A 14121-nucleotide genomic window follows, 5' to 3' on the forward strand; every position below is an offset into this window, starting at 1 on the left:
CTTATTCGCCTTTGGCGCCGCTGTCGGCGGGCGTTGCGTCGGTGGCGGCCGGCTCGGGGGCGCGCTTCTTGCGGAAGGTGCCGCGCACGGTGTCGCCGACGTTGAGCAGGGTTTTCACCGTGGAGCCCATTTTCATCAGCGAGGTGAGGGTTTCGGGCGATAGGCGCTGCACGTCGTCGAACCAGGAGCTCGACAGCTCGATCAGGTTGTACATCTCGCGCATGCGCTCCTGGGCGATGCGGTCGGCATCGGTGGCGGGCGTTTCGAGCAGGGCGTCGCGCAGCATCGACAGGGTCGGCTCGACTTCGCGGCGGCGGCGTTCCTCGAGCAGGGCCTTGAAGATGTCCCAGATATCCTTGGGCGGCTCGAAGTATTCGCGGCGGTCGCCCGGCTGGTGCAGCAGCTTGACCAGGCGCCAGGATTGCAGCTCCTTCAATCCCATCGACACGTTCGAGCGCGAAAACTGCAGATGTTCGGCGATTTCGTCGGCATTGAGCGGTTTGGCCAGCACGTACAGCAGGGCGTAAATCTGGCCCACGGTGCGGTTGATGCCCCAGCGGCTGCCCATTTCGCCGAAGTGGAGGATGAATTTCTGGGCAAGGGGGCTGAGATTTGTCATGTCTATAGGTCTTTGGAAGTATTGAATTTTCAGGAATTACTGAAATTATAGAAGGTTTACGAATTACGTGCAGACAGGCAGCTGAAATGCCGCCGGCGGCGCGGTCAAGCGCGCATCGGGAGGATTGGAAGGGGGTGATCGTGCCCGGATGTCAGGCTTGACATCCGGTTGGGGGCGTGCGCGCGGGCGCGCGGGACGGCGTTATTCCTGCTGTTCGCGCAGGACGCTGTGGAACAGGGCGTTCAAGGCGGGCAGCGGCTGGACCCGTGCGGCCGGCAGCGGCTGCACCGACTCCAGGCGCGCCAGTTCCTGCTCGATGAAGTGATTCAGGCTGATAATCGGCTCGGACAGCCCCAGTTCGGGGGCGGCGCGCTTCTTGTCCAGCAGCGCGTCGATCTCGGCCAGCAAATCCGGACGGTGATCGAGCAAGTGCAGCAGTTTGTGGAATTCGATGGGTGCGGCGGAGCCGTAGCGCTCGATCCAGTGCACCGACAGCAGCGCGCGCAACACATAAAAGTATTTTTTGAGCGGTACCTGCGCGCCGCTCAAATGATTGGCGTAATTCGTCTTGGCCATGCTGCGATAGTGATAAATCCCGCGCTCGGTCGAATACAGGGCCGGCAGCAGTTCGCGCGCGCCGGCGCCGAAGCCGCCGGTCTCGATATACGATATCGGCGACTGGATCCACTCCACCATCGCCGGATTGGTTTTCCATAGCAGGCGCAGCGCCTTGCGCAGATCCCAGCCATTGAGGTCGATATCGTCGACGATCGGATATTCGATCACATCGCGCCGCTCTTCCAGATCCACGGCCAGATACCAGTCGGCCTCGCGCGCATAGATAAAGCGCACGTCGTAATCGCTGTTGGGCGAGGCAAAGCCCCAGGCGCGGCTGCCCGATTCAATCGCGAGCAGGATGCGCACGCCTTCTTCCTGCTCGGTACGCGCCAGACGGCGCATTATCTCGGCCCTCACCTCGACTGGGATCATGCTGCTTCCTTATGTGTCGCAGGCGGATCGGTCCGCCTGCTGATGCCGCATTATGGCTTGATTTGCGCGAGCAGGTCCGTGATCGCCTTGATCACCGCCTGCGGCTTGTCGACCTGGATGAGGTGGCCGGCGCCCGGCACCACCCGCTGCGTGCTGCGCGTGGAGAGGGCGGCCATCTCCTGCTGGATGATGAAATTTTCTTTTTCGGTCGCCTTATTCAGCTCGCTTTGAGGTTTGCCGGGAATCGCATACGGCGACACGCCGCGCGTCAGTACCATCAGCGGCAGGTCGCCGAACGGCCGGCGCGCCGCGCGCAGCTGGGCGTTGCTGGTCTCGAAGGCGTCTTCCTCGGCATTGCGCGCACGCCAGTAGGCGGGGGAAGTCAGTGAGGCGAGGTAAGCGGCGTTCAGGGCGCGGCCGAACTGCGGCTGGAAGCCGCCAGTGCATTGAGTGAACAATTCGCTGCCGGGAGCGAAGCCTTTTTCGGACTGCGTCGCGCAGGTTTTTGCAAACTCCGCCTGCATCGCATTCATTTCCTTGAGCTTGCCTTTCGAGACGACATTGATGCGGTCTATTTCATCTTCATGCTGGGCTTCCACCAGCACCAGTCCCTTGACCTCGTTGGGGTAGCGGTAGGTGAACAACTGGATGTTGCCCCCGCCGAAGGAATTGCCAACCAGGACGTAAGGCGGCGCGATGCCAGCCTTGCCCAGCGCGGCGTGCAAGTCCTCGACCACGTTTTCCGAGGTGTTGGGGCGTTCGGCCGGGTCGCTGAAGCCCATGCCGGCGCGGTCGAAGATGCAGGCACGCGTTTGCTTGGCGATCTCTGGCTGCACCGCGTACCAGATCCAGCCCCCCATGCCCGACGGCGAATCGAAGACGACCGTGTTCGTTCCCGAGCCGCTGCAATACAGGTTCAGGCGCCGCCCGCCGATATCGACCATCTGGTTAGGGTGGGAAAACGCGCGCTGGGTATCCACCGCGGCGGGCGCCTGGGCAAAACTGGAAGCGCTGCAAGCTGCGGCGATGGCGATCATGGATATACGCAAGGCGAAACGTGGCATGGCAATCGGCTTTCTGGTTGGATTGAGGGGGGGCGCCAGCGGCGGCTTCCGGAGTTGCATCATAGATTATTTCGCCGTGTTTGAGGAGACGTGGGAGCTGCTGTTCGTGAAAGCGCGCCATACTGGCGTTGATGCGCTTGTCATATGCATGCGGACGCGGCATGGCCCGACACCGGATGCGCCGATACGTATATGCACGCGAACATAGTGGGAGATGCGGGACCCATCCGGCCCTCTTCATGCGCACGGCGGCTATGCGGGGATGTTGGCGCATCCGCACTATCTGTATATGTATGCGGGCGCTAAAGCAGGGTGGACGCCAAGGGTAGACGCCACGATGGACGCGAAGCTGGACGCCAGGATGGGGCGCCAGGTGAATGGCTTACTCCGGCGGCGACCTGTGCGGTGCGCGCGTGCACCCGCCGCATGGCGCGGTGTTGCCAGCGCAAACGGAGGCACGATGGACTCATCGAGACTCACTGTCTGCCCGGATAGCCAAACGAACAGCCAAACGAACAGCCAAACAGCCAAACAGCCAAACAGCCAAACAGCCAAACAGCCAAACAGCCAAACAGGCGAGCAGGCGAGCAGGCGAGCAGCCGTGAAACCGGACAGGCAATAAGCCGGTGGCGGCATGCATGCAAGCCGCCATGAGAAGGCGGGGGCATGCAAGCAAGCCGCTATGAGAAGGTGGCGGCATGCGAGCTGCCAGGAGAGCCATCCCCGGCAATCCGGCGATCCGGCAGCGTGCCGCCACAAGCGCGGCAAGCGCATCACCGGAACGAAAACACCCACTGGTGCCGTCGTACCGGATCAGCCACAGCCGACACGGACCTGCCATGCCGGCCGGGGCCAGCGGACTTGCCGGTCAATCCGTCTTGTCCTGGCCCTTCTCCTTGCTCCCCTGGCGCGAACCCTTTGCAGCGGCGCCATCGCCGCCAGCACCGCCGCCAGCACCGCCGCCAGCATCGCTGCCGGCACCGCCGCCGGCAGCGGCAGCGGCGTTGCGGGCCGCCGATTGGCGGCTCTCGCCACCCTTGCGTCCGATATCGGCCATGTGCTCGCGGTTGCGGCTGACCGCCTCGCCGCCTTTTTGCCCGGCCCGGCGCGCTTCCTCGGAATCGAATTCGTGCGCCGTTCCCTTCTGGTGCGCAGCCTGCCCCCCCTTGCTGGCGATTTCGCGCTGCTGATGCTGATCCATGGCTGCGAAGCCGCGCTTGGCGGGACCCTGGCTATTGCCACTGCCGCTTTTTTGCGCGTTGCCGCCGGATGTGCTGTTCTTGTTGCCTCCACTTTCCTTACTTGTCGCCATGTCGTTCTCCTTGTTTGCTTCGGTATCGGAACCCCGCTCTCATGCGCTACTGGCGCGTTACTGGGCATGTGGGTTAGAGACGTGCTCACTTCATAAGTTCCGTGATGCGTCACTAGTTCGGCGGACGTGGCGGCCGGCGCGCGCCGTTGTGCGGTTCCATCGCATCGACCGGGGCCGGCGGCGAGGTCAGGTCGTCCTCCAGTTCATCCTTGCGGGCCGACAGCCGTTCGCCCAGGTCGTCGAGGGCGATGCCGGACTGGCGCGCGGCGTCGAACAAGGCGCTTTCTTCCCTGTCGATGTGGTCCGCCATTTCCTCGCCCAGCACCGTTACCGTGGCGTCGAAATGGTCGTCGCCCGGGTACATCACGTCGAGCTGGCCGATCAGGTCGCGCGCGCCGGCGTGTTCGACCCCGGCTTCGTCGAGCAACTGGTCGTCATCGATCAGCGCGCGCAGCACCGGATAGAAAATTTCTTCCTCGATCATCGAATGGACTGTCAGTTCGTAGCAAATATCGTCGACCAGTTCAAATTTGCGTTCATCAGCGTCTTCGTCGTCACGCAGACGTTCAAACTCGCGAAAAAGGCTTTTGACCTTTTCATGGTCGGCTTTCAGCAATGCGAGCGCGTCGATCGCCGCGCCGCTTTTTGGCTTACCGTGGGTAGACATGGGTGAACTCCGTGTTGGGCTGTGTACCGGTTTTTACTCCGGCGTGTGGTGGATATCGTGCAGGACGTGGGCCGCGCCGTCGGCGCTGGCGCCTGCCGGGCCAGCGCCATTTGCACGCCCGAGAGCAGGCCGCCAAGTTGCTGCTGGTAGCTGCGCAGGTGTCCGATGAACGGCGCCGCCTCGCTTGCGGCGACCACGGGCGGCTGGAAGGGATAGCCGCACGACAGCATGGCGCGCGCGGCATTCACGGCATCGTCATTGAGTTGCCGCACCAGGTGTACATTGAGCTCGCTCAGCCTGCGCAGCGCGTCGATGCCCGCGCGGGCCAGCTCGGTTAACAAGTCCACCTGCATGTCGAACTGCGCACGCATGGATGGTCTGCTTGAATTGGATGGCATGGCTGTCCTCGTCGTAAAACATGGAAAGGACGCGGTCGCGGTCAGGCGAACGGACGTCGAATGGGCATGTGATAGACGTGAGGGGAGGCGTCAAAGTTCCGCGAACATGATGCGCGGGCGCGTTCGGTCAAGCGGGGAGGGAGGAAGAGGGCCGCCGCGAACGGGCGGCCCGGGTGATGCTGATCAGATCATCGCTGCGGCGCGCGACTTAGGCGTCGGCCACCTTGAGCACGAGCTTGCCGAAATTTTTGCCTTCAAACAGCATCAGCAGCGCTTCGGGGAAGTTTTCCAGGCCGTCGACCACGTCTTCGCGGCTTTTGAAGGTGCCTTCCTGCATCCACTTGGCCATGGCGGCCACGCCCACGTGATAGCGGTCGGCGTAGTCGAACACGAGGATGCCTTCCATGCGCGCGCGGTTGACCAGCAGCGACATGTAGTTGGCCGGGCCTTTCAATGGCGTGGTGGTGTTGTACTGCGAGATGGCGCCACAGATGACGATGCGGGCGCGCAGGTTGATGCGGGCGAGCACGGTTTCGAGGATCTCGCCGCCCACATTGTCGAAGTAGATGTCCACGCCGTCCGGGCAATGTTCCTTCAGGCCATCCTTGACCGAGCTGTTCTTGTAGTCGATGCAGGCGTCGAAGCCCAGTTCATTCACCACGAAATCGCATTTTTCCTTGCCGCCGGCAATCCCCACCACGCGGCAGCCCAGATGCTTGGCGACCTGGCCGACCGTCATGCCGACCGCGCCGGCCGCGCCCGACACCACGACCGTTTCGCCGGCCTTGGGCTGGCCCGATTCGATCAGGCCGAAGTAGCCGGTCATGCCGGGCATGCCCAGGGTGTTGAGCCAGGTGGGCAGCGGCGCCATGGCCGGGAAAATCTTGTAGAGCTTGGCCGACTTGTCATCGGCCGCGCCGACCCAGTATTGCTGCACGCCGATGCCGCCGGACACGGTGTCGCCCACGGCGAACTTGTCGGACTTCGATGCCACGACCACGCCCGCGCCGGCGGCGCGCATGATTTCGCCGATGGCGACCGGGCGGATGTAGGACTTGGCGTCGTTCATCCAGCCGCGCATGGCGGGATCGAGCGAGAGGTACAAGGCCTTGATTACGATTTCGCCATCGTTGATGTCGCGCACTGGTTCGGTGGTTTGTTCCCAGTCGCTGCGTTTCGGCATCCCGACAGGGCGGGCGGCGAGGCGGAACTGCTGGTTCATCAGTGCGGTAGTCGTCATGGCGAATCCTTGTGTGAGGGAGTGATTCGTCTACTATACCGCAATTCTGCACGAGCGTGCTTTTTTGTGGTGGGGCGGTTTTCCCTGACGCATGCGACAATACAAGGTTCGCAGTTCCCACGCCATCCACTACAAGACCATGACGCATCCAGAATACATCCTGACCCTGTCCTGCCTCGATCAGCGCGGCATTGTGCATCGTGTTTCGGGCTTCCTCGCCGAACATGGTTGCAACATCATCGATTCGGCCCAGTTCGGCGATGCCGAATCGAAGCTGTTTTTCATGCGCGTCCATTTTGCGCTGGAAGAAAACGCCGCCGGCGACGCCGCGCTGCGCGCCGATTTTGCCGCCCTGTGCACGCAGATGGGCATGAACGGCCAGTTGCACGACGCTCACGCCAAGCCGCGCGTGCTGCTGATGGTGTCGAAAATCGGGCATTGCCTGAACGACTTGCTGTTCCGCTACAAGAGCGGCCTGTTGCCGGTGGAAATTCCGGCCATCGTCTCGAACCACATGGATTTCTACCAGTTGGCGGCCAGCTATAACATTCCGTTCCACCACTTGCCGCTGGCGGCGGGGGCGGATGCGGCGGCCAAGCAGGCGCAGGAAGCGCGCGTGCTGGACCTGATGCACACCCACAAGATCGACCTGGTGGTGCTGGCGCGCTACATGCAGATTTTGTCGCCCGGCCTGTGCGAGGCGATGCGGGGCAGGGCGATCAATATCCACCATTCCTTCCTGCCGAGTTTCAAGGGCGCCAAGCCGTACGCGCAGGCGCACCACCGTGGCGTGAAGCTGATCGGCGCCACGGCGCACTTCGTCACCGGCGACCTCGATGAAGGTCCGATCATCGAGCAGGACGTCGAACGGGTCGATCACGCGATGGATGCCGACACCCTCAGCGCGATCGGACGCGATGTCGAGTGCGTGGTGCTGGCGCGCGCGGTGAAATGGTTTGTGGAGCACCGCATTTTGCAAAATGGCGACAAGACTGTCGTCTTCAAATAATTCAGAGAAGTTAAAGGCAGGCGTATCAATGGCACTTAAAGCGACGATTTACAAGGCAGAACTGCAGATTGCGGACATGGACCGCAATTACTACCAGGAACATATCCTGACGCTGGCGCGGCATCCCTCCGAGACCGACGAACGGATGATGATCCGTTTGCTCGCCTTTGCGATCCACGCGAGCGAATCGCTGACCTTCACCAAGGGCTTGTTCGATACCGACGAACCGGATCTGTGGCAGAAGGATCTGACCGGCGCGATCGAATTGTGGATCGAAGTCGGACAGCCGGACGAAAAGCGCCTGATGAAAGCGTGCGGCCGCAGCGAGCGCGTGATCGTGTACAGCTACAGCGCGACCAGCCATATCTGGTACAAGCAGATCGCCAACAAGCTCGAGCGGGCCAAGAACCTGACCGTGATTAACATCCCGGCCGATGCCAGCGCCCAGCTCGAAGCGCTGGCGCAGCGTAATATGCAGCTGCAATGCACGATCCAGGATGGCCAGATCTACCTGACCGACAGCGTGACCACGGTGCTGATCGAGCGCGAGGATTTCAAGGCCATTCGTTAAACCCGGGTGACGCAAGGCCCGCCAACCCGGGCCGTACTTGCTCCGGCATTCCTGTCCGTCTTTCGCGCGCGAGTCGGAAGGACGGATACCGCTTCAAGGCTGCCGGGCTACTCGCCCGCGCCGCCATGTTTCGCCCGCGCTTGCAGCGCACCACCCGCGCCGCCTGCAATGGCTTCGATCATCCGTTCGGAATACACTTCGCCCTTCGCTTCCGAGGTTTGGATCATGGAACGCCACAGCGGCACGATATCGATGCCCAGCCTGTCGAAGCGCATCAGGCCGCACGCATATATGCCATCGAACGACGCTACCGAATTGCCGAGCTTTTCGCAGCTGGCCGATTGCTGCGCGCGATAGTTCGCGGCGCTTTGCGGGCTCCATATGCCGGTTTTCAGCAAGGCGTCGATGGCCATGGCTTCCGCGCCGCCCTCGTGAATCCATGGATCGTTCTCGCCGATGCCGCCGCGCGACACATTCAATTGCCACAGATGCGCGATTTCATGCGCGACGAGCCTGGCCAGCACTTCACGGTATGTCGGGTGGTCGGCCAGCAGCTTCTGTCCGTCGAAGCGGTAGGACAGCTGTCCCATGACCGCGCCGCCTTTCATCGCCAGTCCCTTTTCCTCGAATCCGGAGACCGACAACATCACAAACACGCCCTCCTTGAGCGCGCGCCGGTAAGCCTTTTCGTAATATGCCGAGACCTTGGCGCCGACGTCCTGCGCCACCTCGCGCATCCACGCCGGCGTGTCCGGATCGAGCAGGAACTGCGTCGAACCCGACCGAACCGGCTGCGCCGGCCCGAAATACGCATAGCCGCGCGCTCCGCCGGGAACCAGTTTGTTCAGCGGCGGCGCAATCACGTTTTCCTTTGCCAAGCCTTTCAAGCGAATATCGGTCGACATCGCGAACGCTTGCTGGTCCTGATACGCGTTGCCCTGCAAGTTCCCCAGGAAAACCGCCGTGCCGCCATCCGTGAAGCGGTTGAAGGGCGCGTAGGACTTCGGCGCCATGCCGTCGAAGGTGGTGATTTGGATGCTGGCCGTGGTGAATGGCTTGCCGTCGGCGCTGATGCGGTCGAACTGTGATGCCGGCTCGAGGCGCATCGCTGGCGTGAGCATTTTCCACGCCTTTTGCCGATAATCGCCGACCGTTTCAAGTTCGACCGCCGTTACCGCCTGCGAAAAGCGATAGTCGACGCGCCAGGTATCCTTTCCCACATGGCTCACATCGACCGTCACCGCAAGGGCGGGCAGTGCTTGCGCGTGGGTGGAGGCGGCAAGACATCACAGCGCAAGGGCGGCATACAGGCCAGCAAGACGATGCATCGGCTGATTCCTTGTTGGAAGAGATGAACATAAGTGGACCGCCAGCGGCGCCCCCGTCGCCACGTCCAGCCGGAACACGCCACTCTACGCGCTGTGCTGCGTGGGCAAACCCGGGGGCGGGCGGGGCGGCGACAGCAATGGCGGCGTCGGCGATGTGGCGGACGGGCGAGGGCATGGTCGTTTCTTGGTCGTGGGCGTTGACAGATACTACGTCAAGCGACACGAAAAGATTCAGCTTTTTGTAACCGTTGTTTTGATGGCGGATGGGCACATCGGCGCGCGCAGCCTAGTCCTTTTGCCGTCCGCGCTAGTCCCCCCGGCGCCCCCATGCCTGCGATATAATTCGCCCATGAAAACCAAGTCGACCAAGTGGCGCCTGCAAATCTGGATCGCGTGTATCGCGATCCTGATGAACGTGCTCGCCCCGTCGATGTCGCACGCGCTTGCCGCCGTGCGCGGTAACGCTCCCGATCCGGACATCTGCCTTACCAACCCCAGCGCACGCGCCACGCCCGGCGTCCAGGCCATCAGCCTGCTCGCCGGCCAGATGAGCCACACCGGCGCCGGCATGATGCAAGACTGCGGCTACTGCCTGCCGCACGCCGGCACGTATTCGCTGATGCCGAACGCAATCACGGGCCTGGCCATCCTCGGCGGCCACGAGCTGCGTCCTTTCCTGTTCTACCGCGCGCCGCAACCCCTGCTCGCGCTCACCGCCGCCGCGCCGCGCGGCCCGCCCACGCTTCTCTGATAGCTCTTGCGGCGCACTGCGCGCCGCACCGTTGCGACGTCGCGCGCCTGCCCGCCAGGCCCACGTCACCAGACCTTATTTCAGAGAACGACCATGAAAAAAAATAGTTATGCGCTGCTCGCGTTGTACGCGCTCGCCTCGTCCGCCTTCGCCCAGGTAAAAGTCGACGCCCCCTGGGCGCGCGCCACCGTGCCGGTCCAGAAAGCCAGCGGCGCCTTCATGCAGCTGCAGTCGGCCAAGGATGTACGCCTGGTCGGCGCCAGTTCGCCGGTTGCCGGCAGCGTTGAAATGCACAAGATGGAGATGCGGGGCGACCAGATGAAAATGCAGCAGGTCGACAGCATCGCCCTGCCGGCCGGCCAGGCAGTCAAACTCGCTTCGGGGGCCTACCACCTGATGCTGATCGACCTGAAACGCCAGCTGAAAGCGGGCGACAGCGTGCCGCTGACCCTGATTGTCGAACACCCGAACAAACGACGCGAATCGATGACCATCGACGTTCCCGTCAAGCCGCTGAACTTTACCGGCCAACCCGGTGCGCACGCCGCTGCCCACTGAACCTGACGCTACAACCGACTCGGACATCTCCATGAACATTCGCATTCTCTTCGCTTGCGTGGCCCTGGCCGCGCCGCTTGCCCACGCCCACGTGACGCTCGAACAAACCAGTGCCAGCGCCGGCACCTACCAAAAGCTGACCTTCCGCGTCGGCCACGGTTGCAAAGGCAGCCCGACCCACACCCTGAGCGTGACCCTGCCTGCCGGCGTCGAAGGCGCCAAGCCGATGCCCAAGGCCGGCTGGACCCTGTCCGGCACGGCCAGGCAGCTGACCTGGAAAGGCGGCCCGCTGGCCGACGCCCACTTCGACGAATTCGCGATGCAGGTCAAGCTGCCGGCCACGGCGGGCAAGTACTACTTCAAGGTCAGCCAACTGTGCGACGAGGGCCGTCTGGACTGGGACGCCATTCCCGACGCCAGCGGCGCCCGGCCGGCGTCACCCGCGCCGGTACTCGAGATTGTCCCCGCCGCAGCCGGCGCACCCCACCACTAAGGGCTCGCCATGAACACCTTATTGACCAGCGTACCGGCGCTGGGGATCCTGCTCGCCTGTAGCGCCAACGTGGCGCAGGCCACCCACACGCCAGCCACGCTGCCGACGGTGACCATCAACGGCGGGCGTCCCAGCTCGCTGCCGACCCAGATCCCGACCACCATCGAGTCGATCAGCGGCACCCAGGTGGAGCAGCGCATCAACGCCACCGACAGCGAAGACGCGCTCAAATACTTCCCCAGCCTGACCGTGCGCAAGCGCTACATCGGCGACTACGACCACGCGGTGCTGGCCAGCCGCGCGTCCGGCACCGGCAACAGCGCGCGTTCGCTGGTGTACGCGGACGGCATCCTGCTGTCCAACCTGCTCGGCAACGGCGCCACCTTCACCCCGCGCTGGGGCATGGTCTCGCCCGAGGAAATCGAGCGCGTCGATGTGCTGTACGGGCCATTTTCGGCCGCCTATCCGGGCAATTCGGCCGGCGCCGTGGTCGACTTCCAGACCCGCATGCCGACCCGCCTGGAGGCGCATGTGAAGCTGTCGGCTTTCAGCCAGCGCTATCGCCAGTACGCCACCGACGAGCGCTTCGGCGGCGGCCAGGGCAGCGCCTCGGTCGGCAACCGCCAGGGCGCGTGGTCGTGGTGGGTCGATGTGTCGCGCCTGGACAGCCGCGGCCAGCCGATCGTGTTCGCCAACAAGCTGGTATCGGCGGGCGTGAACAGCGCGGCCGGCCTGCCGGTGAGCGGCGCCGTGGCCGACAGGAATTCGGCCAACAAGGACTGGCTGATCATCGGCACCAGCGGCCAGTCGCACACGGTGCAGGACCACGCCAAGATCAAGCTGGCCTATGATGTGACGCCGGCGCTGCGCGCCAGCTACACGCTGGGCTGGTGGGGCAACGACGCCCGCCGCGCCGCCGAGACCTACCTGATTGATGCCGCCGGCGCGCCGGTGTACCGGGGCGACGCGAATGGCTTCATCAACATCGGCGGCAAGCGCTATGAACTCAAGCCATCGGACCTGGCGCCCAGCATCGGCAAACTCGAACACCTGATGCACGGCTTCTCGCTCAAGCAGCACACCAGGGGCGTATGGGACTGGGAAATCGCGGCCAGCAAATACGATTACGCCAAAGACATGGTGCGCACGCCGGTGGTGCCGGTCGCCAGTGTCGGCCAGACAGGCCGTGGCAACGTGACCGACATGGAAGGCAGCGGCTGGACCACGCTGGCGCTCAAGGGCATCTGGCGCCCGACGCCGGCCCACATCGTCGACATGGGCGTGCAGAGCGACAGCGCGGCCCTGCGCACGCGCGTGTTTTCCGCCAGCGACTGGATCAGTGCCGGCGACGGCACCACCGTCTCTACCTTCAACGGCAATACGCGCCTGCAAAGCCTGTACGCGCAAGACACCTGGCGCTTTGCGCCGCAGTGGAAGACCACCCTGGGCATGCGCCTGGAGCGCTGGAGCGCGTACGGCGGTGAAGTATCGAACGCCGCGTCGGCGGCGCCGCTGCCGTTCGGCGAGCGCGTTGAGACCAGCTGGTCGCCGAAAGCGGCGCTGGCCTGGCAGGCCACGCACGATTGGGCATTGAAGGCATCGGCCGGCCGCGCGGTGCGCAACCCGACTGCGGCGGAACTGTTCCAGGGCTCGATCGTCGACCAGCAGATCGTCAACCGCGACCCCAACCTGCGCGCCGAGCGTTCATGGACGGGCGAACTGACCGCCGAGCGGATGTCCGCCGACAGTTCGCTGCGCACCACCGTGTTCCACGAAACCACGCGCGACGCGCTGTACTCGCAGCCGCTGACCGGCCTTGTCAACACCGTGCAGAACGTGGACAAGATCCGGACCAACGGACTGGAAGTGGCATGGCAGGGCGACAATGTGATGGTGCACGGGCTGACCATCAACGGCAGCCTGACCTACGCCGATTCGGCCATCGCGCAAAACCGCGGCTTTGCGGCCAGCGTGGGCAAACGCCAGCCGCGCGTGCCGCGGTGGCGCGCCAACCTGCTGACGACTTACCATCTGGGACAGGACTGGGTGGGCAGCGTGGGTGTGCGCTACAGCGGCAAGCAGTACGGAACGCTGGACAACACCGATCCGAACGGCGCCACTTACATGGGCGTGTCGGACTACCTGGTGGCCGACCTGCGCGTGCGCTACAAGATCAACAAGCAGTGGAGCGCGGCGCTCGGGATCGATAACGTGAACAACACGCGCTACTGGGCCTTCCACCCGTACACCCAGCGCACGGCGGTGGCGGAACTGCGCTTCGACCTGTGAAAAATCAGCGTTGCGGCGCGTCGCCCAGGCGGCGGGTGTTGCCGGAGCCGGCCACCGACTTGCTCACTTTCGGGTCGCCGTAGTATTTGACTTCGCCCGAACCGGCAATCGACGCGTTCAAGCTGTCGCTGGCCCACACGATGGCCTCGCCGGAGCCGGCCACGCTGATCTTGGCCTCGCGCGCCTTGACCTTGCCGATGTTGACGTCGCCCGAGCCGCCAATCGAGATTGACGCCTTGTTCAGCGCTCCGCTGCCGCTGGTCAGGCTGCCGCTGCCGCCAACGGCGATGACGGCGTTGTCCGCTTCGATCCCCTTGACGACGATCGAGCCGGAACCGCCGACATTGATGCGCACCTTGTCGCCGCGCAGGGCATCGGCATCGATGCTGCCCGAGCCGCCGATCGATATGTGATCGAGGTTCCTGGCCTGCACCACGATCTTCATGGTGCGGGTCTGGAGGTTCAGGTTACGCTTGTTGGGACGCAGCTGCAGCGTGCCGTCTTCGATCACGGTTTCCACCAGCGACAGCAGGTTGTCGTCGGTTTCGATGGTGACGCTTTCGGTGTCGCCGATGCGCACTTCCACCTTGGCCGGAAGGCTCAGCGCCAGGCCGGTAAAGTGCCCCAGCGCGCGCGTCTGGCGCTTGATGATGGTGCTGCCCTGGACCTTCTCGCTGCTGAACCAGCCGCCGCGCGCAGCCTGGCTGGCGGGCAGCGCGCACGCGAGGGCGGCGGCCAGGATGAGGTGGCGCAGGGCGAAACGGGTAGTTGGTGCTCGGGTCATGGCGGCTTCCTCTTGTATGGATGGTCGGATAGGGTTCCTGAGTAGCAT

General features: G+C 63.8%; 15 protein-coding genes. 6 read left to right on the forward strand and 9 right to left on the reverse strand.

Going from position 1 to position 14121, the window contains the following annotated elements:
* Position 1: 1 nt before the first annotated feature.
* From PO883_RS14010 to PO883_RS14040, 7 genes are all read right to left on the reverse strand, one after another.
* A complete protein-coding gene (locus PO883_RS14010) occupies positions 2–619 on the reverse strand; it encodes a GbsR/MarR family transcriptional regulator (RefSeq protein ID WP_289310317.1) in 618 nt (205 codons plus the stop codon).
* A 201-nt stretch (positions 620–820) separates the two neighbouring features.
* Positions 821–1609 (reverse strand): nucleotidyltransferase domain-containing protein, encoded by a 789-nt coding sequence (locus PO883_RS14015; protein WP_289310318.1) that lies wholly within the window; start codon positions 1607–1609, stop codon positions 821–823.
* A 50-nt stretch (positions 1610–1659) separates the two neighbouring features.
* Positions 1660–2673, reverse strand: coding sequence for an alpha/beta fold hydrolase (locus tag PO883_RS14020; protein ID WP_289310319.1), 1014 nt, complete (start codon positions 2671–2673; stop codon positions 1660–1662).
* Between the two features lie 868 nt (positions 2674–3541).
* The gene (locus tag PO883_RS14025) at positions 3542–3985 is read right to left on the reverse strand and encodes a KGG domain-containing protein (protein ID WP_289310320.1); all 444 of its coding nucleotides are present in this window, start codon (positions 3983–3985) and stop codon (positions 3542–3544) included.
* 112 nt (positions 3986–4097) lie between these two features.
* Positions 4098–4652, reverse strand: coding sequence for a hemerythrin domain-containing protein (locus PO883_RS14030; RefSeq protein ID WP_289310321.1), 555 nt, complete (start codon positions 4650–4652; stop codon positions 4098–4100).
* Positions 4595–5023, reverse strand: a complete 429-nt coding sequence (locus tag PO883_RS14035) for a hypothetical protein (RefSeq protein ID WP_289310322.1) — start codon at positions 5021–5023, stop codon at positions 4595–4597. The genes PO883_RS14030 and PO883_RS14035 overlap by 58 nt, the downstream gene beginning before the upstream one ends.
* Positions 5024–5258: 235 nt before the next feature.
* Positions 5259–6290, reverse strand: coding sequence for an NADP-dependent oxidoreductase (locus PO883_RS14040; protein WP_289310323.1), 1032 nt, complete (start codon positions 6288–6290; stop codon positions 5259–5261).
* Between the two features lie 139 nt (positions 6291–6429).
* Between PO883_RS14040 and purU the strand changes: the two genes are divergently transcribed.
* Together purU and PO883_RS14050 are read left to right on the forward strand one after the other, a co-directional pair.
* Positions 6430–7299 carry a formyltetrahydrofolate deformylase gene (gene purU / locus PO883_RS14045; RefSeq protein WP_289310324.1) on the forward strand — a complete coding sequence of 290 codons (870 nt, stop codon included), beginning with the start codon at positions 6430–6432 and terminating at the stop codon, positions 7297–7299.
* Between the two features lie 28 nt (positions 7300–7327).
* Complete coding sequence (locus PO883_RS14050) at positions 7328–7870, forward strand: YaeQ family protein (protein ID WP_289310325.1); 543 nt, start codon at positions 7328–7330, stop codon at positions 7868–7870.
* A gap of 107 nt (positions 7871–7977) precedes the next feature.
* Here PO883_RS14050 and PO883_RS14055 read toward each other — a convergent pair whose 3' ends face one another.
* The gene (locus tag PO883_RS14055; RefSeq protein ID WP_289310326.1) at positions 7978–9099 is read right to left on the reverse strand and encodes a hypothetical protein; all 1122 of its coding nucleotides are present in this window, start codon (positions 9097–9099) and stop codon (positions 7978–7980) included.
* A gap of 448 nt (positions 9100–9547) precedes the next feature.
* On the opposite strand from PO883_RS14055, the gene PO883_RS14060 reads away from it, so the two are divergent.
* The 4 genes from PO883_RS14060 (at position 9548) to PO883_RS14075 (ending at position 13289) form a co-directional block, all read left to right on the forward strand.
* Positions 9548–9949 carry a DUF2946 domain-containing protein gene (locus tag PO883_RS14060; protein ID WP_289310327.1) on the forward strand — a complete coding sequence of 134 codons (402 nt, stop codon included), beginning with the start codon at positions 9548–9550 and terminating at the stop codon, positions 9947–9949.
* Between the two features lie 93 nt (positions 9950–10042).
* The gene (locus PO883_RS14065; RefSeq protein WP_289310328.1) at positions 10043–10507 is read left to right on the forward strand and encodes a copper chaperone PCu(A)C; all 465 of its coding nucleotides are present in this window, start codon (positions 10043–10045) and stop codon (positions 10505–10507) included.
* A 31-nt stretch (positions 10508–10538) separates the two neighbouring features.
* On the forward strand, positions 10539–11000 hold the full coding sequence (locus PO883_RS14070) for a YcnI family protein (RefSeq protein ID WP_289310329.1): 462 nt from the start codon (positions 10539–10541) through the stop codon (positions 10998–11000).
* A gap of 9 nt (positions 11001–11009) precedes the next feature.
* Positions 11010–13289: a TonB-dependent receptor gene (locus tag PO883_RS14075; protein ID WP_289310330.1), complete on the forward strand. Its 2280-nt coding sequence runs from the start codon at positions 11010–11012 to the stop codon at positions 13287–13289.
* 4 nt (positions 13290–13293) lie between these two features.
* Here the strand turns inward: PO883_RS14075 and PO883_RS14080 are convergent, their stop codons facing one another.
* The gene (locus PO883_RS14080; RefSeq protein ID WP_289310331.1) at positions 13294–14073 is read right to left on the reverse strand and encodes a head GIN domain-containing protein; all 780 of its coding nucleotides are present in this window, start codon (positions 14071–14073) and stop codon (positions 13294–13296) included.
* Positions 14074–14121: the final 48 nt, after the last annotated feature.

Source organism: Massilia sp. DJPM01 (assembly GCF_030348125.1).
Lineage (GTDB): Bacteria > Pseudomonadota > Gammaproteobacteria > Burkholderiales > Burkholderiaceae_D > Telluria_A > Telluria_A frigida.